This is a genomic window from Cedecea davisae DSM 4568 (assembly GCF_000412335.2).
GTDB lineage: Bacteria > Pseudomonadota > Gammaproteobacteria > Enterobacterales > Enterobacteriaceae > Cedecea > Cedecea davisae.
The window spans coordinates 3,179,741-3,199,874 of sequence record NZ_KE161030.1; the positions used below are offsets into that span (position 1 = coordinate 3,179,741).

The window sequence follows — 20,134 nt, forward strand, 5'->3', positions numbered from 1 at the left end:
AATCATGCAATACAGCATCACCATTGATGCGCTGGCAAAATTGAATATCAACCTGTTTGATTTGCTGGAAAACACCATCGACCTTCCCGGGCTGCTGTTCCGCAGCATTAACGAGATCCAGTCGAACGGCATCAAAGATGAGAACAGCGGCAGGCACGGCGACTATGAAAAACTCTCCGCCTATACCTCAGTATTCTTTGCGCTGGCGGCCTGCGATAAGGCAGATCTTGCTGTCACCCGCAGCCGTAACCACATTGCGGATGCGCTGAAAACCTTAGAGAACATTCCTTCACCGTTCTTCCGCGGGCGCGGCGGCAGTATGTTATTTAGCGCTATTAGCCTGCTCGGCTATTCCGAAGTGCTCTATAAACACGGCCGCGACTACATTATCGAAATGCTGGACTACCTCGACAGCGCGGATACCCTCGGCATCAATCCGTCATTCCCGCAGAGCATGTCGCCCGAGTTTGTGAAAGTTTACCCGCTGCTTACGCTGCTAAACTCTATCGCGGCAACCGGGCATCATCAGGCGCTTAACTATCGTCAGGACCGCGTGCGCCAGGCGAGCGAACTGCTGGAAGCGCTGACGCCGGTAGAAAGAACCCACATGGGGCTGTACTACATTACGGCGGTGTACAACCTCGGCCTGATCGACCAGGAAAAACACCGCGTCAACGCGCTGGTAGAACAGCTGGGGCAGACGGCCGAAGTTATCGACCCGTCAGAGAACTATTTCCTGCACGGCATCGCCTGCTCTTATGTTATCGAAACCGCGATGATAACCGGCAAACAGCACCTGATTACCGACCGCCTGCTCAACACGCTCGCCGACAGTTTCTCCACCATGGACAAGCGATTCGAGGATGAAATCAACCGCCCTTATCCTTTCGCCTATGCCCTGACAATGCTTGCCGAAGCGGGCCATGTGGATAAGCTGTTTGAGCCTTCACCGCGCTATGATAATCAGTCGGCAACCAGCTGGATGATAGGCAATCTTGCCCAGATTGGGGACGGGGCGGACGGCAGGCTTTATATGTTTAACCACGCGCTTATCAACCTGATGCTGCGCATGCGTGGAACCCGCTTCCCGGCGCTTAACGCCTATAGCGGTTTTAACTTTAAGGCGGCTTGATGCTTTGCCCTTTTCCGTTAAGGGAAAGGGCAACCTTCTTTCACCCTCTCCTTCTCAGGGAGAGGGCCAGGTCTGACTACTCGCTATCTTCGCTCTGAGACTCATTCTTGGCGTTGCGGGTCATCCACAGCGCCAGCGCCTTCAGCGAGTCAGGGGTGAATTCATCGCAGCGGGCGGTTATCTCTTCTGGAGACATCCAGCTCACTTCGCTGACTTCTTCTTCCTGCAGGGCGAACGGCCCGTGGGAAACGCAGCTGAACAGCCCACCCCAGACGCGGCAGTTTTCGTCTTCAAAATAGAACTGACCGTGCTCGGCGAACGGAACACCGGCGATGCCCAATTCCTCTTCCGCTTCGCGGCGGGCGGACTCCAGCATCTGTTCGTCGGCCTGAACCACACCGCCTGCGGTGGCGTCCAGCATGCCCGGCATAAAATCTTTCGTCTCGGTACGACGCTGCACCAGAATTTTGCCCATACCGTCGGTGACGACAATATAGGTTGCACGGTGACGTAGACGCTGCGCGCGCATTTGCTCGCGGCTGGCCTGTGCGATGACCTCATTGTCTTCATTGACAATGTCTACCCATTCCGTGCCGACAAAATGACTCTGATCCACCATCGGGAAAACCTTATTCAGGGGCGCTCTTACGGCGCGTTATTGGATTAACCTGCCAACGTTACGGGGTAATGCTCACCTGCGCAATAACCCCATTGCTCTTCAGCGTGCGAACGCTCAGAACGCCATCATCCAGCATGCCAAAGCTGGCCTCAAAACCGCCCTTCGGAATGCTGACAGAACCTGGATTAAACAAATAGATCTGTTCGTGCTTTTGTGCAACCGGAAGATGAGTATGGCCGAATATCAGCACATCGTTAGCGGCCAGAGGCGGCCTGTGGTCAGGATTATAAAGGTGCCCGTGAGTGAGGAAAAGGCGCTGCTGCGCCAGCAAAATCTGCTGCCACGGCGCGGTTATCGGGAAGTGCAGCAGCATCTGGTCAACTTCGCTGTCGCAGTTTCCACGTACCGCGATGATTTTATTAGCAACCTGGTTGAGCGCTTCTGCTACCGCCGGAGGATTATAGCCGTCCGGCAAAGCATTACGCGGGCCGTGATTCAGAATATCGCCAAGCACCACCAGCCATTGCGCATCGCTTTGGGCGAAACGCTCAAGCACTTTTTCCGTTGCGGGTAGCGAACCGTGCAGGTCCGAAGCAAACATCAGTTTCATATATCCCTGGCTCCTGTAGTTATAATGGGCCAATGATAACCAATTCCCGGCTCGCTATCAGCCCGTGGTTTTAGCCGAAAGCGCCACCCAAAGCTGCACGGAGGCGCGCTGCCACTGGAACGCCGCGTACTCCTTCAGGCGCTCTGGTACGTCATCACCATTAAGAATCAAACGGTTGAGCATCAGCGCCAGGTCGGTATCGGCAATCGACCACTCGCCAAACAGGTTTTGCTGCCCCTGCGGCAGCAGGCCCATGGCGGTCTCAATCAGCTTGTTCGCGGCCTGCTGTCCGGCGGCGCTTAACGGAGGCATTTTCGCTCCGGCAAACACAACCGCCGTAGAACGCTCTTCTCTGATGGGCATCAGGTCGCTGCGCAGCCACGCCTGAATCTGGCGGGCGCGGGCGCGTTTTTCTATGTCGTGCGGGTAAATTCGCTCCCAGGTTGGTGGCGAAAAGCGCTCTTCAAGATACTCATCAATCGCGGAAGATTCGCTCAACACAAAATCCCCAACCGCCAGCACCGGCACGCGCCGCGTCAGGTCATATCCCTTCCAGCCCGGCTTTAAATTTTGGCCGCTGGCGAGGTCCACGGTTTGCAGCGAGAAGGCGAGTCCCTTCTCTTTCAGCGCTACATAAACGGAAAGCGCATAAGGGCTAAAATAGTGGCTGTCAGACCACAGGGTAACGGCAGGCTGGCTCATCGTAATCTCACTTATTAGCGCGTCAGGTTATTGAACATAGAGCGAAAAAAACGTTTTGTCATCCGCTGAAAATGCACCATCCCGGTGCAAGGCTGACAAAAGCTCCTATACTCGAAAAGTTTGCCAAAAAATAAGCTAACCCCTGGAGTGACCATGATCGATCTTTATTATGCGCCTACCCCAAACGGCCATAAAATCACGCTATTTCTTGAGGAAGCAGGCCTGGACTACAAAATCCACCGGGTGGATATCGGTAAGGGTGAACAGTTTCGCCCCGAGTTCCTGGCTATTTCACCGAATAATAAAATTCCGGCAATTGTCGATAACAAACCGGCGGACGGCGGTGAACCGCTGAGCCTGTTTGAGTCCGGCGAGATCCTGCTTTATCTGGCGGATAAAACCGGCCAACTGCTGAGCAAAGATCTGCGCGCCCGCACCGCCACGCTCCAGTGGCTCTTCTGGCAGGTTGGCGGCTTTGGGCCAATGCTGGGCCAGAACCACCATTTCAACCACTTTGCCCCTCAGCCGGTGCCTTACGCTATAGAGCGTTACCAGGTCGAAACCCAGCGGCTGTACGGCGTGCTTAATAAACAGCTCGAGAAAGCGCCGTGGCTCGGTGGGCATGATTACAGTATTGCGGATATCGCCACTTACCCCTGGGTAGTTTCCCACGAGCGTCAGCGTGTCATACTGGCCAATTTCCCGGCGGTGCGTAACTGGTTCGAACGGATACGCACCCGCCCTGCGACCGTAAAAGCTTATAAGCAGGCGGAAAAGCCGTAACCTCCGGTTCAAGTTTTTTCCCGCGCTGGTGTATTCTGTTGCGGGAAAAAACGAATAAGGAGCCTGCAATGTCATCCGTTCAGCCAGACGCCGTCATCCGTATTAAAAACCTGCGCCTGCGCACTTTTATCGGCATAAAAGAAGAAGAAATTGCCAACCGTCAGGACATCGTTATTAACGTCGCTATTCACTACCCCGCGGACAAAGCGCGCGGCAGCGAAGACATCAACGATGCGCTTAACTACCGCACCGTGACCAAAGAAATCATCCAGCTGGTAGAAAATAACCGCTTCTCGCTGCTGGAAAAATTAACTCAGGATGTGCTGAATATCGCATGTGCCCATCCGTGGGTGACTTATGCTGAAGTAGAGATTGATAAACTTCACGCGCTTCGCTACGCCGACTCGGTTTCCATGACCCTGAGCTGGCGGCGTTAAGCGCTCCTCACCGGGAGGTACGCATGGAGATTCTGGTTACCGGCGGCAGCGGATTAATTGGCCGCCACCTGATACCCCGCCTGCTTGAACTCGGCCATAAGGTTACGGTCGTCACCCGCTCGCCTGAAAAAACTCGCCGGCTGCTTGATGCCAGAGTCTCGCTGCTCAACGGGCTGGGCGAGCTGCAAAATCTCGATGCTTTTGATGCGGTAATCAATCTCGCCGGGGAGCCGATTGCCGATAAGCGCTGGAGCGAACAGCAAAAACAGCGCCTGTGCCAGAGCCGCTGGCAAATAACGGAGCGGCTGGTCGAGCTGTTTAAGGCCAGCGCTCGGCCTCCTGAAGTCTTTATTTCCGGCTCTGCAACCGGCTATTACGGCGATCTCGGGGAAGTGGTGGTGACCGAGGACGAGCCGCCGCACAATGAATTCACCCACAAACTTTGCGCCCGCTGGGAGCAAATTGCCTGCGGGGCGCAAAGCGAAGCAACCCGAGTTTGCCTGCTGCGTACCGGCGTCGTGCTGGCCCCCAAAGGCGGCATTCTGGCAAAAATGCTGCCGCTGTTTCGCCTCGGGCTTGGCGGCCCCATCGGCAATGGCCGCCAGTATCTGGCGTGGATCCACGTCGACGACATGGTGAACGGTATTCTCTGGCTGCTGGATAACGATCTGCGCGGGCCGTTTAATATGGTTTCACCGTACCCGGTGCGTAATGAGCAATTCGCCCACGCTTTAGGACACGCGCTAAAGCGCCCTGCCATACTGCGCGCTCCGGCAACGGCTATTCGCCTGCTGATGGGCGAGTCTTCTGTGCTGGTGCTCGGCGGGCAGCGCGCTCTGCCCAAACGGCTTGAGGAGGCGGGCTTTGGCTTCCGCTGGTTCGACTTAGAAGAGGCATTGCGGGACGTCATTCGTTAAAAAAACAAGCCGGGTTTATCGCCCGGCTTTTTACTACTGCTCCACGGTACTCATTTTCCCCGCGCTGGCATTGCCCTTCTCCCGCTTAGGCTGCGGCACCTTAATAATAAACGTCAGCACTCCGGCAAACAGATACAGCCCGGTATAGGCCCAGACTACGCCCACAATGTCGAAGAACGGCAGAATTAACGAGGCAATTGCCGGAGCGACAAAATTGCTCATCCCCGCCGACAGGTTATAGATGGAAATAGCCGCCCCGCGATGATGCGGCTCCAGAGTCGGGAATACCGCCGTCATCGGCACAAACGCCGCCACAAACGTCCCCAGCATCACAGCAGGAATGAGCGCCACCCAGAAGTTATGGCCTGCCCACACCGGCAGGTAGTAAAACGTCAGGCTGGAGATAGCCATGCCGAGACAGCCAAACCAGCGCACCTGACGTATCCAGCCGATGTATTCGCCCATAATTCCCCAGAAGATATTGGTGAAAATGGTAACGAAGAAGAACACCGCCCAGACCTGTAGCCACTCGGAAATGGTAAAGCCGAGGCGATCGACAAACAGCAGCGGCATTACGATAGCAAAGCCAAATAGCGACAGCGTATTGATGATGCGGATCAGGCAGGCGTAGAACACATCGCGGTTGCTGAAAAGAATGGTTACCGCGCGGGACATTTCGGTCATTTTATCGCGCATCGGCAGGTTCACGCGTGAGCGGTCAACCGGCACATTTCGCAGGCTGAAGAAGGCAATCAGCCCCCCGCACATGACCCAGGCAATCGCCAGCCACAGCGTGCCCGTTTCCCCCATCGCCGGAATAGTCAGGCTTGGCAGGTAGCTGCCGATTACGCCGATGCCAATAGAGTACATAGCCCAGAACCAGCCGGTTGCCGCCGCCAGCCGCTCGCGCGGAACAACCTGCACCAGCATCAGCATAAAGGAGTAAATAAACAGCGGATAAGCCAGGCCGCGAATGCCGTAAAACAGCAGCATCAGCGGATAGTTACGCAGCCCAAGCCCGAGCGACATAAACAGGGCGTGCATCACCACCCAGGTGACAAAACCGATCAGCATCGCTTTTTGCGGAGTGATTAGCTCCGCGACTACGCCAGAGGCCCAGGCTGCCAGCCCCGCCGCGAGGCCGTACATAGTAAACACCATCGCCGACTGCGCGGGCGTAAAGCCCATATCGGTAATGTGTTTCGACAAAAATGCCATCTCGAAACCATCGCCGCTCATAAAAATCGCAATCGCGATAAAGCCCCAGAGCAGGTGTTTGGGTAAGCCAAACCAGTAATGTTTAGATTGCATAACAATCTTCCTCGTTGACGGGTACAGGAGTTCCCGGCGGCGAAACTGCCCGCCGGGTGGGCAAATCAAGGCAGCAGCTTACGAGCGGCTTTTTGTTGTTGGTAAAGCAGGCGGAACGCGCACAAACGCTGTTGCAGAACGCCTTGTGACGCCTTGCGCGGAGTAAAGCGCTGCTGAACCGGCGGCTTACGGCACACCACCTCTTCCACGCCGCCGTCTGCAAGCCAGCCGAGGCGGGCCGCGCCAAGCGCACCGGAAGAGCTTGCCGGATGGGTGACAATCGGCACATCCAGCACGTCGGCAATTAGCTGCGCCCAGATAGCACTGCGGGCGCCGCCTCCGGTCAGACTGCACTGGCTGATTCGGCTGCGGGAGGTTTCCAGCACCGCCATGCCGTCGGCCAGGCCAAAGGTCACGCCTTCAATGACCGCATAGCCCAGCAGCGCCCGGTTGGTTTCATGATTTAGCGCGAAGAAGCTGCCCATCGCATAGGCGTCGTTGTGCGGAGTGCGCTCTCCGGAGAGATACGGCAGGAAAATCGGCGCGCGCTTTTTCTGCGCTTCACTGAGCGTCGCCATCTCCTCCATCAGCTGGCTTTCGGTCACCGACAGCAGATTACATACCCAGCGCAGGCAACTGGCGGCGCTTAGCATGACGCTCATCTGGTGCCAGCGGCCCGGCAGCGCGTGGCAGAAGGCATGCACGCCGGACTCAGGGCGGGTTTGCAGCTCATCGTTCACCACGAAAATTACCCCGGAAGTACCGAGCGAGATAAACGCATCGCCGTTATTTACCGCACCAACCCCAACCGCCGAGGTGGCATTGTCCCCGCCTCCTCCGGCAATTTTCACCCCGGAACTCAGCCCCCATTCGGTTGCCAGCGCCGGGCGCAGAGTGGCGCTGACTTCGCTGCCCTCTACCAGGCGCGGCATCTGCCCGCGGTTAAGGCCGGTGGCGGCCAGAAGTTTGTCTGACCAGTCACGCTTTGCCACGTCCAGCCACAACGTGCCTGCCGCGTCCGAAGGATCGGAGACAAATTCGCCGCTGAGCCGCCAGCGCAGATAGTCCTTGGGCAGCAGCACTTTATCCACGCGGGCAAAGATTTCCGGCTCGTGCTCCGCCACCCAGCGCAGCTTCGGCGCGGTAAACCCGGGCATCACCAGGTTGCCGCCGACAGTGAGAAATTCAGGATGCTGCTCCGTGAGCGCGGCGCACTGTTCCGCGCTTCGCGTGTCGTTCCAGAGGATGCAGGGGCGCAACACATTGCCCTGGTTGTCGAGCAATACCGCCCCGTGCATCTGGCCTGAAAGCCCAATAGCACGGATTGTTGCCCAGGCGTCCGGCACCTGCTGGCGTAAATCAGAAACGACTTGCTGAGTAGCCTGCCACCAGGCTTCCGGCTCCTGCTCAGCCCAGTGCTGGCGCGGGCGCTGTACGGTCAATGCAGCATGGCCCGAAGCCAGAATCTCGCCCTGCTCATCAATAATCAGAGCTTTTAGCTCGGAGGTTCCAATATCAATCCCGAGATACATAGCGCCTCCTTAAACCGCGGCCAGCGGCTGCTGCGGTGCTTTAATCCAGCTTTCCAGCCGGGCGACCGTGCGCTGCATAAGCTGATGGAAATCGTCAGAACGGGAAAGCCCGGCAAACAACGTCTCGTCGCTGACGAAGGCTTCCAGCGGCGATGAGGAAGCAAACAGCGCCCTAATAGCCTCCTCCTGCATCACGCCGTCCTGATAGGTGTAAGGGAGGCTTCCCTGCGCCCAGCGTTGCAGGAACAAGAAGAACAGCGCGGGCAGCACTGCGGTGGCCGCAGGCTGCTGGCCCCGCTGATAACACTCAACCAGCGTCGGGGTGATAAAACCGGGGATTTTAGACAGCCCGTCAGCGGCAACGCGCTGGTTGGTGTCCTTGATATACGGATTGCTAAAGCGGGCCAGCACCACGTCGCGATATTGTTCGAGATCCAGCGGGCATGGCGACAGCGAAGGGATCACGTCTTCGGTGACATAATCCCAGGCCATCTGCTTAATCGGCTGCTGGACGGTGCTTTCATCAATGTAGCTCAGGCCGGTAAGCGTTCCAGCCCAGGCGATGCAGCTGTGGCTGGCGTTGAGAATGCGGATTTTTGCCTCTTCGTACGGCAGCACCGAATCCACCATTTCGACGCCAACCTTTTCCAGCGCCGGGCGGCCATGAATAAAATTATCCTCAATAACCCACTGGATAAAGGACTCTCCCATCACCGGCACTTTATCGTCAAAACCGGTAGCAGCCTTCACGCGCGGCGCGATGTCGGCGGTCGGGCGCGGGGTAATGCGGTCCACCATGGTATTTGGCGACACGGTATGGGTGCTAACCCAATCAAAGAGCGCATGGTCGCCCTTCGCCTTCAGAAACGACAGGAAGCCGTGGCGGAAGCGCTCACCATTGTGCCGAAGGTTATCGCAATTCAGCAGGGTAACCGGCTCGCCACCTTCGCTCATACGCCGGTGAAGGATACGGTTTAGCGCCCCGTACAGCGTGGAAATCCCGCCCGCAAGGTCGCCCTTAACATCCGGCAGATTAACGTCCAGTTCATGCTGCGGGGTCAGGTAATAACCGGCTTCGGTAACGGTAAATGCAATCACGCGGGTTGATGCCCTGGCACCCTCTTCAACCAGGGCAGAGATCTCTTTATCCCACGGCAGGACTTTGCGGATAGAGGAAATTTTTTCGTAAGCCCGCTCGCCTTCCGGAGTCACCGTTTCCAGTACATATTCGCCGCCCTGCGCCGCAAGCTGTGCCAGCAGCTCGTTGGCATCGTTGCGAATATTGCCGAGCGAAATACTCCAGCTTTCGTCGCCCTGCTTCAGCAGCTCGTTGAGATACCACGCCTGATGCGCACGATGGAAAGAACCTGCGCCAATATGCATCCATACCGATTTCGTCGTCATCTTCCACCTCATAATTAAACATTTGTCATTATCAAGGGCATTTGCCCGTTTGTTATAGTCTAGTTGCGTCGAGGCCGAGCTTTCTGAGATCAAACTCACAGCTGCAACATTTGCCCATAAAAATGACTTTTGCCCAATGACCAATGCAGGACCCTGAGGGTAGAATGCGTTCCAGAGATTAACGAGGTGCCGGAATGAGCAGAGAAGAGAAAAAACAAGAGCAGGCCGCGCGCGTCGCCTGGATGTATTACGTGGCGGGGATGACACAGCAGGATATTGCCCGCGAACTGGGGATTTCGCGCCAGGTCGCACAGCGTCTGGTGTCTTCGGCGCGCGAGCAGGGAATGGTGACGGTCAAGATTGCCCACCCGGTTGCCCGCTGCCTGAAGCTGGCGCAGCAGGTGCGGGAGCGCTTTGGGCTTGAGATTTGCCGCATCGTCCCCTCGGAGGGGCTGGACAATGAAGCCATCCAGCAGATGCTGGCGGTAGAGGGTGCGGAGGTGATGTCGCAGTTTATCGCCGAAGAGCAGCCGCAGGTATTCGGCATTGGCTCCGGCAAAACGCTACGCTCGATTATCGACGTTCTGCCGTGGGTTGAACGCCCTCAGCACCACTGCGTATCGATGATTGGTGCGATAGCCCGCGACGACTCGGGAACGCGCTACGACATGCCGCTGAAAATGGCGGAGAAAATGCAGGGGAAATATTTCTTCATTCCCGCTCCACTGTACGCAGACGATGAAGAAGACCGTGAAATGTGGTGCCGTCACCGGGTTTACCAGCGCGTAGCCGACCGGGCGCTGGGGGCTAACGTGGCGTTTCTGGGTATTGGCGAAGTCGATATTGGCTGCCCGCTAAACGCCGAAGGTTTTATTACCGACGAGCAGGTCAGGATGCTGCATGCCCGGGGCGTGGCGGGCGAAATGCTCGGCCACTTCTTCGACCACAAGGGCGAGCGTGTTTACAGCGAACTGGACGGGCTTTTGACCAGCGTGCCGCTGCAAAGCGACAACCCGCGCAAGATAATCGCCTTTTCCGGCGGAGAAAAGAAATTTGGCGCAATTAAAGCCGCGCTCACCGGCCACTGGGTTTCTGGCCTGGTGACGGATGAGAGTACGGCGGTACGGCTTCTGGCTAAATAGCAAAACGGGCAGAAAATCTGCCCGTTTCTTATTAAAGAAAACATCAGCAGGGATTATTCTTAAGGAAGGTTGCTCATTTATTAAATTTATCATAATTATTTTTCTTATTTATCACCACCCTCCATTCTCAACAACAAAAAAATGAAGGGCGCATCATACTTATTATCCCCCCCAAGCAATAGAAAAACATGAAGAATAATCACACCGCCCCCTAAAAAAACCTCCTCCTTGATTTTAATCAACACCACTAGTCAATCAATATATTGCCACATTGCCTCCAATAATATTGGTGCTAGGCTAATGTTACTTATCACGCAGAGGCGTACATCATGGAAGTGCATGAAATATATTTAGAAATAGATCCAAAAATAGATTCAACATTAACAATCAAAAAAATAGAGAGCACACTCAATATCAAATTTAAAATTCAGAAGGTTGCAAATAGTGACCTGGTCAGGAATGTCATCAAAAAACATAACGCGAAACTTAGCGCAGAATATCTCAATATATTATTCAATGGCTACAAGCTATACTTCGATGATAGTCACTCCAGAACTCTTGTTAAAAACCAGGTTAACATTCTCTCAGCCATCCCGGGAGTGTCTGCCGTTAAATATAGTGGCCAACTCGTAAGTTGCGCTGAAAACTACAGTTTCCCGACCCTCGCCAGTCAACCCGAAAACAACCCCAGCTTTTATGACTCACAGCATCTGTTCAGCTCCCCCCTGGGTCTTGACGCCATGTATGGCTGGACGCTGGAAGGCGGAAACGGCAAAGGAATGAATGTCTTCATTACCGAGTTTGGATATGGTTCCCATCCGGATATCGATTTTACTATCATAGGTAAATTACCGGGGGGGGACTCCCATCCCTTACAGATATCCGGGATCATCGCAGCCAGAAACAATGATATCTCATGTATTGGTATTATTCCTGATGCATCCCTCTATATTAGCTGGTTAAATAACTTTGATGGTGTATTACAATATGGAAAGGCGGGAGACACCATCAGCATATCTGTAGCTTATCAAAGTGATGATGGTGTAACTTATTGCCCATGGCCCGCGGAACGGAGTAACTTAGCGCTCATCGCTCTGGCTGCAGAGATGGGCATTACTGTCTGCTACGCTGCATCAAACGAGGGGGTTGATTTAGATAATGTTACCTACGACGGTAAGTATGCATTTAATAAAAACCACCAAGACTATATCGATCCCAAGGGGGTCTGTGTTGGGGGATATAATTATTCATACAGCTTAGAACCGATCCGGAGTCATAATTATGGGAGCTTTGTTGACGTGTTCGCTCAGAGTGTCTACGTCACTACGCTGCTCGGGACCAATTCAATATCAGGCACATCCTTTTCAACGCCGATGATTGCCGCGCTGATCGCACAAATTCAGTCCATACATATCAGCAAATTTGGCTATGCACTACCGCCGTTAAAAATCCGTGAACTTATCAGCAACCCGGAAAATGGTATCACCGCCAAAGTCCGGTCACCTTACGATAAAGCCGTTATGCCCGACCTGCGTAAAGTGCTTGGCGCATTAAATATCTACTCCAAAACGCCTTACCCGGAAAACTACGGCGTTACCGTAGAAGAGATTAACCGACTCACAGAAACCGTGAACTCTGTTTTCACCGATGACAGCCATACCACTTTAGTCGATAATATTACTATGAAAGAGCTGAGAACGACTGCCAGCCTTTTGTATGATATGAAGCCATGTGTTAAAAAAATAGAGCTACTTCAATGGATGAAGACGGCTGTAGATTTATATGTAAGCATGCAGCACGGTGAGCTGTTGGAAGAAACCGAATTCTCTAATGCCAGCTCGGCATGGAGTCTAATTGCAAAAAAAACAACCTACACTGAGAATGGTGCCATTTTAGATGGAGTTACTTCAGGTGTGATTGGAGCAATGTATCGGCGGCCAATAGAAATCGACTCAAAATATAACTATCAGCTAAGTGTAGCATTTGACGTGCTCGAGTGGGATGATTCTGGCCTGAAAGAGGGCATTATTGGTGGGTATCTTCCTCAGGTTGATGGCGTGAAATATCCAAGACTCACAACATATACCACGCTGACTCAGGATAGTAACGTTATTGATATGGTAATTTCAGGAGAATCTGTATCATCCGCCGAAGGTTTTCCCGGAATGGGCGTAAAAGGAGCAAAAAAAATTCTCCTAAAAAAAATATCATTGATAAAGAAAGAAGATGAATAAAGCGTAATTATCTGCAGCTAATATTTATCTTATCTACTCCCACACGGACTTATGTCTGGGAGTAGATATTAATCATCGATTATTTCAACGAACCAGAAAGGAACTGCTGAAGGCGAGCGCTTTTCGGGCTACCGAACAGCTCCCCCGGCGGCCCTTCTTCCTCAATGCGCCCCTGATGCAGGAAAATAACGTGGCTGGAAACGTGGCGGGCAAAGTCCATCTCGTGGGTTACAACGACCATGGTTTTACCCTCTTCGGCCAGCTTCTGCATGATGCGTAACACTTCGCCCACCAGCTCCGGGTCCAGCGCCGAGGTAGGCTCGTCAAACAGCAACACTTCCGGCTCCATCGCCAGCGCGCGGGCAATAGAAACACGCTGCTGCTGGCCGCCGGACAGATGCACCGGGTATTTAATATGCTGACGTTCATCGATGCCGACCTTTGCCAGATATTTAATCGCCCGCTCTTTCGCCTCCTGCTTGCTGAGGCCCAGCACCTGAATCGGCGCTTCCATCACGTTTTCCAACACCGTCATGTGGCTCCACAGGTTGAAGTGCTGGAACACCATCGTCAGCCGGGTGCGCAGCAGGCGCAGCTGGTTTTTATCTGCCACCTTGAGCTGGCCGTCTTTATCCCGCACCAGATTGATATTCTGGTTGCTGACCACAATCGTGCCTTCGCTCGGTTTTTCAAGAAAGTTAATACAGCGCAAGAAGGTACTTTTACCCGAGCCGGAAGAGCCGATGATGCTGATAACATCCCCGGCGTTGGCCTTGAGTGACACCCCTTTCAGCACTTCATGTTCGCCGTAGCGTTTGTGCAGATCCGTTACGTTTAATTTAATTTCAGCCATCAGAAGTCACTCAGTGCGAAGCGGGTTTAACGTGCTGTAGCCAGCGTTTTTCCGCCTTGCGGAACAGGCTAATCAGCACATAGGAAATAATCATATACAGCACCGCGGCAATGCCAAACGCGGTGAACGGCTGATAAGTAGCGGAGTTGATATCCCGGGCAATCTTCAGCAGGTCCGGCACCGTGGCGGTAAACGCCAGAGCCGTAGAGTGCAGCATCAGAATAACTTCGTTGCTGTACGCGGGCAGCGCAATACGCAGCGCGGAAGGCAGGATAATACAGCGGTACATTTTCACCCGCGAGAAGCCATAGGCGCGCGCCGCTTCAATATCACCATGCGGAACCGAACGAATCGCCCCGGCAAAAATTTCCGTAGTGTAGGCGCAGGTATTAAGCGTAAGCGCCAGCACGGTACAGTTGAGACCGCTGCGGAAGAACGCGTTCAGCAGTTCGGTGCCTTTAACGACTTCCAGGGTGTACATGCCGGAGTAAAACACCAGCAGCTGCACGTAGAGCGGCGTACCGCGAAAAATATAGGTAAACAGCCAGATAGGAAACGCGACAAATTTGTTGCTGGATACGCGCCCGATGGCGAGGAACAGCGCCAGAATACCGCCCATCACCACAGAGGTGATCAGCAGCCACAGAGTAATCGCCACGCCGGTAAAACGGTAGCCGTCGGTCCACAGCAGCGACTGCCAGTAATCATGAATGATATCAATCATAGCTCCGCCCTCTTCACGCCAACGGAATAGCGGCGTTCAAGCCAGAGCAGTACCCCGTTTGAAACCGTAGTAAACACCAGGTAGATAATCCCGGCCACGATGGCGAAGTAGAACGGCTGCCAGGTACTTTTCCCCGCCAGCTGGGTAGCCTTCACCACGTCTTCAAGGCCGAGCAGCGAAACCAGCGCGGTCGCCTTGAGGATAACCTGCCAGTTATTGCCGATCCCCGGCAGCGCATAACGCATCATGGCCGGGAATAAAATGCGGCGGAAGGTTTGAGAGCCGGTAAAACCAAATGCGGTAGCGGCCTCAATATGCCCTTTAGGAACGGCAAGAAACGCGCCGCGGAAGGTTTCGGTAAAATATGCGCCGTAGATAAAACCGAGGGTAATAATACCGGCGATCATCGGATCGATGTCGAACTGAGCCACCCCGAGAGCGTCGGTAATGCTGTTGAGCACCATTTGCAGCCCGTAGAAAATCAGCAGCATCAGCACCAGGTCCGGCACCCCGCGAATAAGCGTGGTATAGCCTTCGAACAGCATCGCCAGCGGGCGGTTTTTGGAGAGTTTTGCCCCTGCTCCGGCAAGCCCGATAAGCACCGAAAGCACAACCGAGGCGAGCGCCAGCTCAAGCGTGACCAACGCCCCTTTAAAAATTACTTCAGAAAAGCCATACAACATGGTGCGTATCCTGTCGTCAGTGTTTGCTGCTTACTGGCCCCGTCTGGCGCGGGGCCTTTATCACCGGTAACGGTTAATCACCATACACATTAAAGTCGAAGTATTTCTTCGCTAACTTGTCGTACGTGCCGTCTTCACGCATCTGGGCGAAGGCTTTATTCAGCGCCACGCGCAGTTCGTTATCTTCTTTGCGCAGCCCCATGCCGGTGCCAACGCCAAACAGCTTGTCGTCTTTAATCGACGGGCCGCCAAACTGGTAGTCTTTGCCAACCGGCTGCTTCAGGAAGCCTTCGCTGGCGGCAACTTCATCCTGGAATGCGGCGTCGATACGTCCGGCAGCCAGGTCAGCATAAATAGAGTCCTGCCCCTGGTAAGAGACAATCTCGATGCCTTTAGGCGCCCAGTGTTCGTTGCCGTAGGTTTCCTGAGTGGTGCCCTGCAGCACGCCAACGCGTTTACCTTTAAGCGACTCCAGGGTTGGCTGAATCGGCGAGCCTTTGGCAACAACCAGGCGCGAGTCGGCGGCGTACAGTTTGTCGGTGAAGGCGATTTCCTGCTGGCGCTTTTCGGTAATCGACAGGGAAGACATGATGGCGTCGATCTTCTTCGCTTTCAGCGATGGGATCAGCGCATCTAATGGATTTTCAACAAAGGTACATTGAGTCTCAAGGCGCTTGCAAAGCTCTTTGGCCAGGTCGATATCAAAACCGATCAGCTGCCCCTGGGCATTTTTAGACTCAAACGGCGCATAGGTAGGATCGGTGCCAATCCTCAGATTTTTTGGAATAGCGGCGAACGCTGCGGTTGCGCTGGAAAACGCCAGCACCAGAGAAAGAGACAAAACCAGCTTTTTCATAATTATCCTCAATAGACTGTCCGTTACTTAAGGCTCACACCCACTACGTTGACAAGGAAAACTCACGCATAGCGCTGCGAAGACAACGTTTTCGCACCATAAAGGTGCGGTCGGAACGGGACCGCACCCTGCATAGTTATCCTGCCCGGTTAAGAATATATTCAAAACCAGGCTACAGACTAAGGGATAAACTTATTCGCCGTAAACATTAAAGTCGAAGTACTTTTTCGCCAGTTTGTCGTAAGTCCCGTCTTTACGCATTTCGCCCAGCGCTTTGTCAAACGCGGCCTTCAGCTCGGTGTCATCTTTACGCAGACCGATGCCCGTTCCGTCGCCAAAGTATTTCTTATCTTTCACCGAAGGGCCGGCAAACGCGAACTCCTTCCCGGCAGGCTGTTTCAGGAAGCCTTCGCTGGCGGCGACCTCATCCTGGAATGCAGCGTCCAGACGGCCTGCGGCCAGGTCGGAGTAGATCAGATCCTGGTTGGCATAAGCCACCACATCCACCCCTTTTGGACGCCATTCGGCGTTGCCATAGGTTTCCTGGATTGAACCCTGCAGCACGCCAACGTGCTTGCCTTTGAGCGAATCGATAGTCGGAACAATCGGGGAGCCTTTGCCGGCAATCAGGCGAGAGTCAGCGGCGTAGAGTTTGTCGGAGAACAGAATCTCCTGCTGGCGCTTTTCGGTAATCGACAGCGAAGAGATGATGGCGTCGATTTTCTTGGCCTTCAGCGACGGGATAAGCGAGTCGAAGTCGCTGCCTACCCAGGTGCATTTGGTCTGAATGCGCTTGCAAAGCTCGTTACCGAGGTCGATATCAAACCCGACGAAGTCCCCTTTCGCGTCCTTCGAGGAGAACGGGGCGTAGGTCGCATCGGTACCGATACGGACGTTTTGCGGAATCGCTGCAAAAACGCTGGCTGCGCTGGACAGACCGAGCAGTAAAGAAAGAGCAAGAACCGACTTCTTCATACGATACCCTCAAGTTTGGCTTTCTTATTTATGATGTCTTGTTGTGTGGTAATGCGTTGGCAAACTGAGAGTTGCAGTTCTCATGCCACTTTTCCCTGCGTGGAAAAAAGCGGCTGCGTTATGTTAACAAAACGTTGCAACTCTGCTGCTAGCTTGAAAGATAGCAGGTCTGAGGAGCCGGAATAGAGGGGAAAGGGTATTTAGCGGATTAAATCTTCTAAAAGCGATCGGCGTTACAGAATTGCCCCAGAATGAGGCAATCATTTTGTGATGCACTGCCGCAGTGCAGGCTATGCACCGTTCCAGCGGCTAAACAGGTCTTCCGGCAGCTCAAGGTCGAACTGATCCAGCACCCGGTTCACCGTCTGATCGACGATGTCCTGTATCGTCTGCGGGCGGTGATAAAACGCCGGAACCGGAGGCATAATCACCGCGCCAAGCTCGGCGGCCTGGGTCATCAGGCGCAGGTGGCCAAGGTGCAGCGGCGTTTCGCGAATGCAAAGCACCAGCGGGCGGCGCTCTTTTAACACTACGTCCGCCGCGCGGGTCAGCAGCCCGTCTGTATAGCTGTGTACAATGCCGGAAAGCGTTTTGATTGAGCAAGGCAGTACCGCCATCCCCATGGTCTTAAACGAGCCGGAGGAGATGCTGGCGGCAATATCGCGGGCATCGTGGACCACATCCGCCAGCGCCTGAACGTCACGCAGGGAGTAGTCCGTTTCCAGCGCCAGCGTCTGGCGTGCGGCATTGCTCATCACCAGGTGGCTTTCTACTTCCGGCAGCTGTTGCAGAATTTGCAGCAGACGCACGCCGTAAACGGCTCCGCTGGCCCCGGAAATACCGACAATTAGTCGTTTCATTGAATTTGCCCGTCAAGAATATCTGGGCTGACTTTGCCGTAAGATGAGGTGCGATGCAAGGGATGGCCCTCACCCGGCAAGGGCGAGGGCGTAAGGCAGGAGGAAAATCAGCCTTCGTTGTGCATCTCTAAGTTTTCCACTTCGTTTTGGCGAGCCAGCGCTTTGGAGTCGTCGTTACGCAGAGATTCGAGATACTCGAGGTATTTATGATCCACGTCTTTGGTGACGTAAATACCGTTAAACACCGAGCATTCAAACTGGGCGATGTCCGGGTTTTCAACACGAACGGCTTCAATCAGATCGTCGAGATCCTGGAAAATCAGGCCGTCGGCACCGATTATCTGGCGGATCTCATCCACTTCGCGACCGTGAGCAATAAGCTCGTTGGCGCTCGGCATATCGATGCCGTAAACGTTCGGGAAGCGAATTTCAGGTGCGGCGGAAGCGAGGTAAACCTTTTTGGCTCCGGCTTCGCGCGCCATCTCAATAATCTGCTCGGAAGTGGTGCCGCGCACGATGGAGTCATCCACCAGCAGCACGTTCTTGTCGCGGAACTCGGCGCGGTTGGCGTTCAGCTTGCGGCGCACGGACTTACGGCGCAGCTGCTGGCCCGGCATGATAAAGGTGCGGCCAACGTAGCGGTTTTTCACAAACCCCTGGCGGTACGGCTTATCAAGAATACGAGCGATTTCCAGCGCGATATCGCAGGAAGTTTCCGGGATCGGGATAACCACGTCGATATCCAGGTCTTCCCACTCGCGGGCAATTTTTTCGCCAAGCTTTTTGCCCATCTCAACGCGAGCGCTGTAGACGGAAATCTTGTCGATAAACGAGTCCGGGCGCGCAAAGTAAACGTACTCGAACAGGCATGGGTTGCTGACCGGATTATCCGCGCACTGGCGGGTGAACAGTTGGCCTTTTTCGGTAATGTACACCGCTTCGCCCGGCGCGATGTCGCGCAGGAACTCAAAGCCGAGGGTGTCAAGAGCCACGCTTTCGGAAGCCACCATGTATTCAGTGCGTCCGTCGCCCAAATCACGCTTGCCGATAACCAGCGGGCGGATACCGTTAGGGTCACGGAAGGCAACCATGCCGTGGCCGATAATCATCGCCACGCAGGCGTAAGCGCCGCGGATCTGGCGGTTAGTGGCGGCGATGGCGGCAAAAATGTTGTCTGCTTCCAGCGGGTAGTGGCGGAAGTTATCCAGCTCGCTGGCAAAGATATTGAGCAGGATTTCAGAGTCTGAGGTGGTGTTGATGTGGCGGCGTTTTTCTTCGAACAGCTTCTTACGCAGTTCGTGGGCATTGGTCAGGTTACCATTATGCGCCAGCGTAATGCCGTAAGGAGAGTTAACGTAGAAAGGCTGAGCTTCAGAAGCGCTGGAACTGCCGGCGGTTGGGTAACGAACGTGCCCAATCCCCATATTGCCCTGCAGGCGCTGCATGTGGCGGGCTTCAAACACATCGCTCACCAGGCCATTCGCTTTACGCAGACGGAAGCAATTTAAAGCGTCGATGGTGACGATGCCTGCGGCATCCTGGCCACGGTGCTGAAGCACCGTTAACGCATCATAAATCGACTGGTTGACCGGCATAAAACCGGCGATTCCGACAATACCGCACATGTTGTCTTTTCCTCATTAAGCCACAACCCCGCTACGATTAACGGGGCAAGAAACTTGACGAGCTTTGCAGATAGTCAAAGAACCATCTGATGATGAAACTGAATTGCGGGATAAGCTGCGACTTATGCCAGTCATCGCTTTTTGAAAAACCGGTAAAGGTATCCAGGAAGAACAGAATGGCGGAGACTATCAGTACGCCACGAAGTGCGCCAAAGCAGATCCCCAACACCCTGTCTGTACCCGACAGGCCGGTTTTTTGTACCAGCGCGCTAATCACATAATTGACTATTGCACCGACGATAAGCGTCGCGATAAACAGCACCGCGATAGCTATCCCATTGCGTACCAGTTCGTCTTCAAAGCCAGTGAACCAGACTGACAGATAAGTGTAGTAATGACTGGCGACAAAGAATGCACATCCCCAGGTCACAAGCGATAAAGCTTCCTTCACAAACCCACGAATTACGCTTACCAGACAAGAAAAACCGATAACCGCAATGATGGCGTAATCTATCCAGACCATGAAAAAATCTCGTGATAAATCGCCCTGACGTCCAGTTCGGGGCGCATTCTAACAGAAAAAGAAAACGTTTGCGTAGGGATTTCCTTCCCCCGCGTAAATAAATAATGGCGCTGAAAAAAGCATCAACGCCATTAAAAATTGCCCTTTTTTCCCCTCACCCTAACCCTCTCCCCACAGGGGAGAGGGGATAGTATGGTGGTGACCTTTCCCAT

The 20,134-nt window shown here is 54.1% G+C and carries 20 protein-coding genes; 6 read left to right on the forward strand and 14 right to left on the reverse strand.

Features of this window, described 5'->3' with window-relative positions:
* The coding region (locus HMPREF0201_RS14395) for a hypothetical protein (protein WP_016537461.1) at nucleotides 1-1,132 on the forward strand (1,132 nt) is incomplete at its 5' end.
* A gap of 76 nt (nucleotides 1,133-1,208) precedes the next feature.
* Here HMPREF0201_RS14395 and yfcD read toward each other — a convergent pair.
* Genes yfcD through yfcF form a run of 3 tightly spaced genes read right to left on the reverse strand, consistent with a single transcriptional unit; the run spans nucleotide 1,209 to nucleotide 3,063 of the window.
* Nucleotides 1,209-1,751: an NUDIX hydrolase YfcD gene (yfcD, locus tag HMPREF0201_RS14400; RefSeq protein WP_016537462.1), complete on the reverse strand. Its 543-nt coding sequence runs from the start codon at nucleotides 1,749-1,751 to the stop codon at nucleotides 1,209-1,211.
* A 58-nt stretch (nucleotides 1,752-1,809) separates the two neighbouring features.
* The gene (gene yfcE / locus HMPREF0201_RS14405; RefSeq protein WP_016537463.1) at nucleotides 1,810-2,361 is read right to left on the reverse strand and encodes a phosphodiesterase; all 552 of its coding nucleotides are present in this window, start codon (nucleotides 2,359-2,361) and stop codon (nucleotides 1,810-1,812) included.
* 57 nt (nucleotides 2,362-2,418) lie between these two features.
* Entirely contained in the window at nucleotides 2,419-3,063 is a 645-nt protein-coding gene (gene yfcF / locus HMPREF0201_RS14410; RefSeq protein WP_016537464.1) for a glutathione transferase, read from the reverse strand.
* Between the two features lie 153 nt (nucleotides 3,064-3,216).
* On the opposite strand from yfcF, the gene yfcG reads away from it, so the two are divergent.
* The 3 genes from yfcG to HMPREF0201_RS14425 all read left to right on the forward strand — a co-directional run bounded on the left by yfcG (nucleotide 3,217) and on the right by HMPREF0201_RS14425 (nucleotide 5,200).
* Nucleotides 3,217-3,846: a GSH-dependent disulfide bond oxidoreductase gene (gene yfcG, locus HMPREF0201_RS14415; RefSeq protein WP_016537465.1), complete on the forward strand. Its 630-nt coding sequence runs from the start codon at nucleotides 3,217-3,219 to the stop codon at nucleotides 3,844-3,846.
* Between the two features lie 68 nt (nucleotides 3,847-3,914).
* Nucleotides 3,915-4,283 carry a dihydroneopterin triphosphate 2'-epimerase gene (gene folX / locus HMPREF0201_RS14420; RefSeq protein ID WP_016537466.1) on the forward strand — a complete coding sequence of 123 codons (369 nt, stop codon included), beginning with the start codon at nucleotides 3,915-3,917 and terminating at the stop codon, nucleotides 4,281-4,283.
* Between the two features lie 23 nt (nucleotides 4,284-4,306).
* Nucleotides 4,307-5,200: a TIGR01777 family oxidoreductase gene (locus HMPREF0201_RS14425; protein WP_016537467.1), complete on the forward strand. Its 894-nt coding sequence runs from the start codon at nucleotides 4,307-4,309 to the stop codon at nucleotides 5,198-5,200.
* Nucleotides 5,201-5,233: 33 nt separating this feature from the next.
* On the opposite strand, the gene HMPREF0201_RS14430 is transcribed toward HMPREF0201_RS14425, so the two are convergent.
* From HMPREF0201_RS14430 to dalD, 3 genes are all read right to left on the reverse strand, one after another.
* Nucleotides 5,234-6,511: an MFS transporter gene (locus tag HMPREF0201_RS14430; RefSeq protein ID WP_016537468.1), complete on the reverse strand. Its 1,278-nt coding sequence runs from the start codon at nucleotides 6,509-6,511 to the stop codon at nucleotides 5,234-5,236.
* 65 nt (nucleotides 6,512-6,576) lie between these two features.
* Entirely contained in the window at nucleotides 6,577-8,043 is a 1,467-nt protein-coding gene (xylB, locus tag HMPREF0201_RS14435) for a xylulokinase (protein ID WP_016537469.1), read from the reverse strand.
* A gap of 9 nt (nucleotides 8,044-8,052) precedes the next feature.
* Entirely contained in the window at nucleotides 8,053-9,447 is a 1,395-nt protein-coding gene (gene dalD / locus HMPREF0201_RS14440) for a D-arabinitol 4-dehydrogenase (RefSeq protein WP_039898508.1), read from the reverse strand.
* 194 nt (nucleotides 9,448-9,641) lie between these two features.
* Between dalD and HMPREF0201_RS14445 the strand changes: the two genes are divergently transcribed.
* Nucleotides 9,642-10,589 (forward strand): sugar-binding transcriptional regulator, encoded by a 948-nt coding sequence (locus HMPREF0201_RS14445; RefSeq protein ID WP_016537471.1) that lies wholly within the window; start codon nucleotides 9,642-9,644, stop codon nucleotides 10,587-10,589.
* 329 nt (nucleotides 10,590-10,918) lie between these two features.
* Nucleotides 10,919-12,823, forward strand: coding sequence for a S8 family serine peptidase (locus HMPREF0201_RS14450; RefSeq protein ID WP_016537473.1), 1,905 nt, complete (start codon nucleotides 10,919-10,921; stop codon nucleotides 12,821-12,823).
* 79 nt (nucleotides 12,824-12,902) lie between these two features.
* On the opposite strand, the gene hisP is transcribed toward HMPREF0201_RS14450, so the two are convergent.
* From hisP to cvpA, 8 genes are all read right to left on the reverse strand, one after another.
* Complete coding sequence (hisP, locus tag HMPREF0201_RS14455) at nucleotides 12,903-13,676, reverse strand: histidine ABC transporter ATP-binding protein HisP (protein WP_016537474.1); 774 nt, start codon at nucleotides 13,674-13,676, stop codon at nucleotides 12,903-12,905.
* Nucleotides 13,677-13,686: 10 nt separating this feature from the next.
* Nucleotides 13,687-14,400 carry an ABC transporter permease gene (locus HMPREF0201_RS14460; protein ID WP_016537475.1) on the reverse strand — a complete coding sequence of 238 codons (714 nt, stop codon included), beginning with the start codon at nucleotides 14,398-14,400 and terminating at the stop codon, nucleotides 13,687-13,689.
* A complete protein-coding gene (locus HMPREF0201_RS14465; RefSeq protein WP_016537476.1) occupies nucleotides 14,397-15,083 on the reverse strand; it encodes a histidine ABC transporter permease HisQ in 687 nt (228 codons plus the stop codon). The genes HMPREF0201_RS14460 and HMPREF0201_RS14465 overlap by 4 nt, the downstream gene beginning before the upstream one ends.
* Nucleotides 15,084-15,156: 73 nt before the next feature.
* A complete protein-coding gene (gene hisJ / locus HMPREF0201_RS14470) occupies nucleotides 15,157-15,939 on the reverse strand; it encodes a histidine ABC transporter substrate-binding protein HisJ (RefSeq protein WP_016537477.1) in 783 nt (260 codons plus the stop codon).
* 192 nt (nucleotides 15,940-16,131) lie between these two features.
* The gene (gene argT, locus HMPREF0201_RS14475) at nucleotides 16,132-16,914 is read right to left on the reverse strand and encodes a lysine/arginine/ornithine ABC transporter substrate-binding protein ArgT (RefSeq protein ID WP_016537478.1); all 783 of its coding nucleotides are present in this window, start codon (nucleotides 16,912-16,914) and stop codon (nucleotides 16,132-16,134) included.
* Nucleotides 16,915-17,204: 290 nt separating this feature from the next.
* On the reverse strand, nucleotides 17,205-17,774 hold the full coding sequence (locus HMPREF0201_RS14480) for a UbiX family flavin prenyltransferase (protein WP_016537479.1): 570 nt from the start codon (nucleotides 17,772-17,774) through the stop codon (nucleotides 17,205-17,207).
* A 107-nt stretch (nucleotides 17,775-17,881) separates the two neighbouring features.
* Nucleotides 17,882-19,399, reverse strand: coding sequence for an amidophosphoribosyltransferase (gene purF / locus HMPREF0201_RS14485; protein WP_016537480.1), 1,518 nt, complete (start codon nucleotides 19,397-19,399; stop codon nucleotides 17,882-17,884).
* A 37-nt stretch (nucleotides 19,400-19,436) separates the two neighbouring features.
* Complete coding sequence (gene cvpA, locus HMPREF0201_RS14490) at nucleotides 19,437-19,922, reverse strand: colicin V production protein (RefSeq protein ID WP_016537481.1); 486 nt, start codon at nucleotides 19,920-19,922, stop codon at nucleotides 19,437-19,439.
* Nucleotides 19,923-20,134: the final 212 nt, after the last annotated feature.

Bases quoted from the DNA above. Each gene is read 5' to 3' on its own strand.
- hisP (WP_016537474.1), bottom strand. From the start codon at position 13,676: ATGGCTGAAATTAAATTAAACGTAACGGATCTGCACAAACGCTACGGC.
- folX (WP_016537466.1), top strand. From the start codon at position 3,915: ATGTCATCCGTTCAGCCAGACGCCGTCATCCGTATTAAAAACCTGCGC.
- yfcD (WP_016537462.1), bottom strand. From the start codon at position 1,751: ATGGTGGATCAGAGTCATTTTGTCGGCACGGAATGGGTAGACATTGTC.
- yfcE (WP_016537463.1), bottom strand. From the start codon at position 2,361: ATGAAACTGATGTTTGCTTCGGACCTGCACGGTTCGCTACCCGCAACG.
- yfcF (WP_016537464.1), bottom strand. From the start codon at position 3,063: ATGAGCCAGCCTGCCGTTACCCTGTGGTCTGACAGCCACTATTTTAGC.
- hisJ (WP_016537477.1), bottom strand. From the start codon at position 15,939: ATGAAAAAGCTGGTTTTGTCTCTTTCTCTGGTGCTGGCGTTTTCCAGC.
- HMPREF0201_RS14460 (WP_016537475.1), bottom strand. From the start codon at position 14,400: ATGATTGATATCATTCATGATTACTGGCAGTCGCTGCTGTGGACCGAC.
- argT (WP_016537478.1), bottom strand. From the start codon at position 16,914: ATGAAGAAGTCGGTTCTTGCTCTTTCTTTACTGCTCGGTCTGTCCAGC.
- dalD (WP_039898508.1), bottom strand. From the start codon at position 9,447: ATGACGACGAAATCGGTATGGATGCATATTGGCGCAGGTTCTTTCCAT.
- yfcG (WP_016537465.1), top strand. From the start codon at position 3,217: ATGATCGATCTTTATTATGCGCCTACCCCAAACGGCCATAAAATCACG.
- xylB (WP_016537469.1), bottom strand. From the start codon at position 8,043: ATGTATCTCGGGATTGATATTGGAACCTCCGAGCTAAAAGCTCTGATT.
- HMPREF0201_RS14480 (WP_016537479.1), bottom strand. From the start codon at position 17,774: ATGAAACGACTAATTGTCGGTATTTCCGGGGCCAGCGGAGCCGTTTAC.
- purF (WP_016537480.1), bottom strand. From the start codon at position 19,399: ATGTGCGGTATTGTCGGAATCGCCGGTTTTATGCCGGTCAACCAGTCG.
- HMPREF0201_RS14465 (WP_016537476.1), bottom strand. From the start codon at position 15,083: ATGTTGTATGGCTTTTCTGAAGTAATTTTTAAAGGGGCGTTGGTCACG.
- HMPREF0201_RS14430 (WP_016537468.1), bottom strand. From the start codon at position 6,511: ATGCAATCTAAACATTACTGGTTTGGCTTACCCAAACACCTGCTCTGG.
- HMPREF0201_RS14425 (WP_016537467.1), top strand. From the start codon at position 4,307: ATGGAGATTCTGGTTACCGGCGGCAGCGGATTAATTGGCCGCCACCTG.
- HMPREF0201_RS14450 (WP_016537473.1), top strand. From the start codon at position 10,919: ATGGAAGTGCATGAAATATATTTAGAAATAGATCCAAAAATAGATTCA.
- HMPREF0201_RS14445 (WP_016537471.1), top strand. From the start codon at position 9,642: ATGAGCAGAGAAGAGAAAAAACAAGAGCAGGCCGCGCGCGTCGCCTGG.
- cvpA (WP_016537481.1), bottom strand. From the start codon at position 19,922: ATGGTCTGGATAGATTACGCCATCATTGCGGTTATCGGTTTTTCTTGT.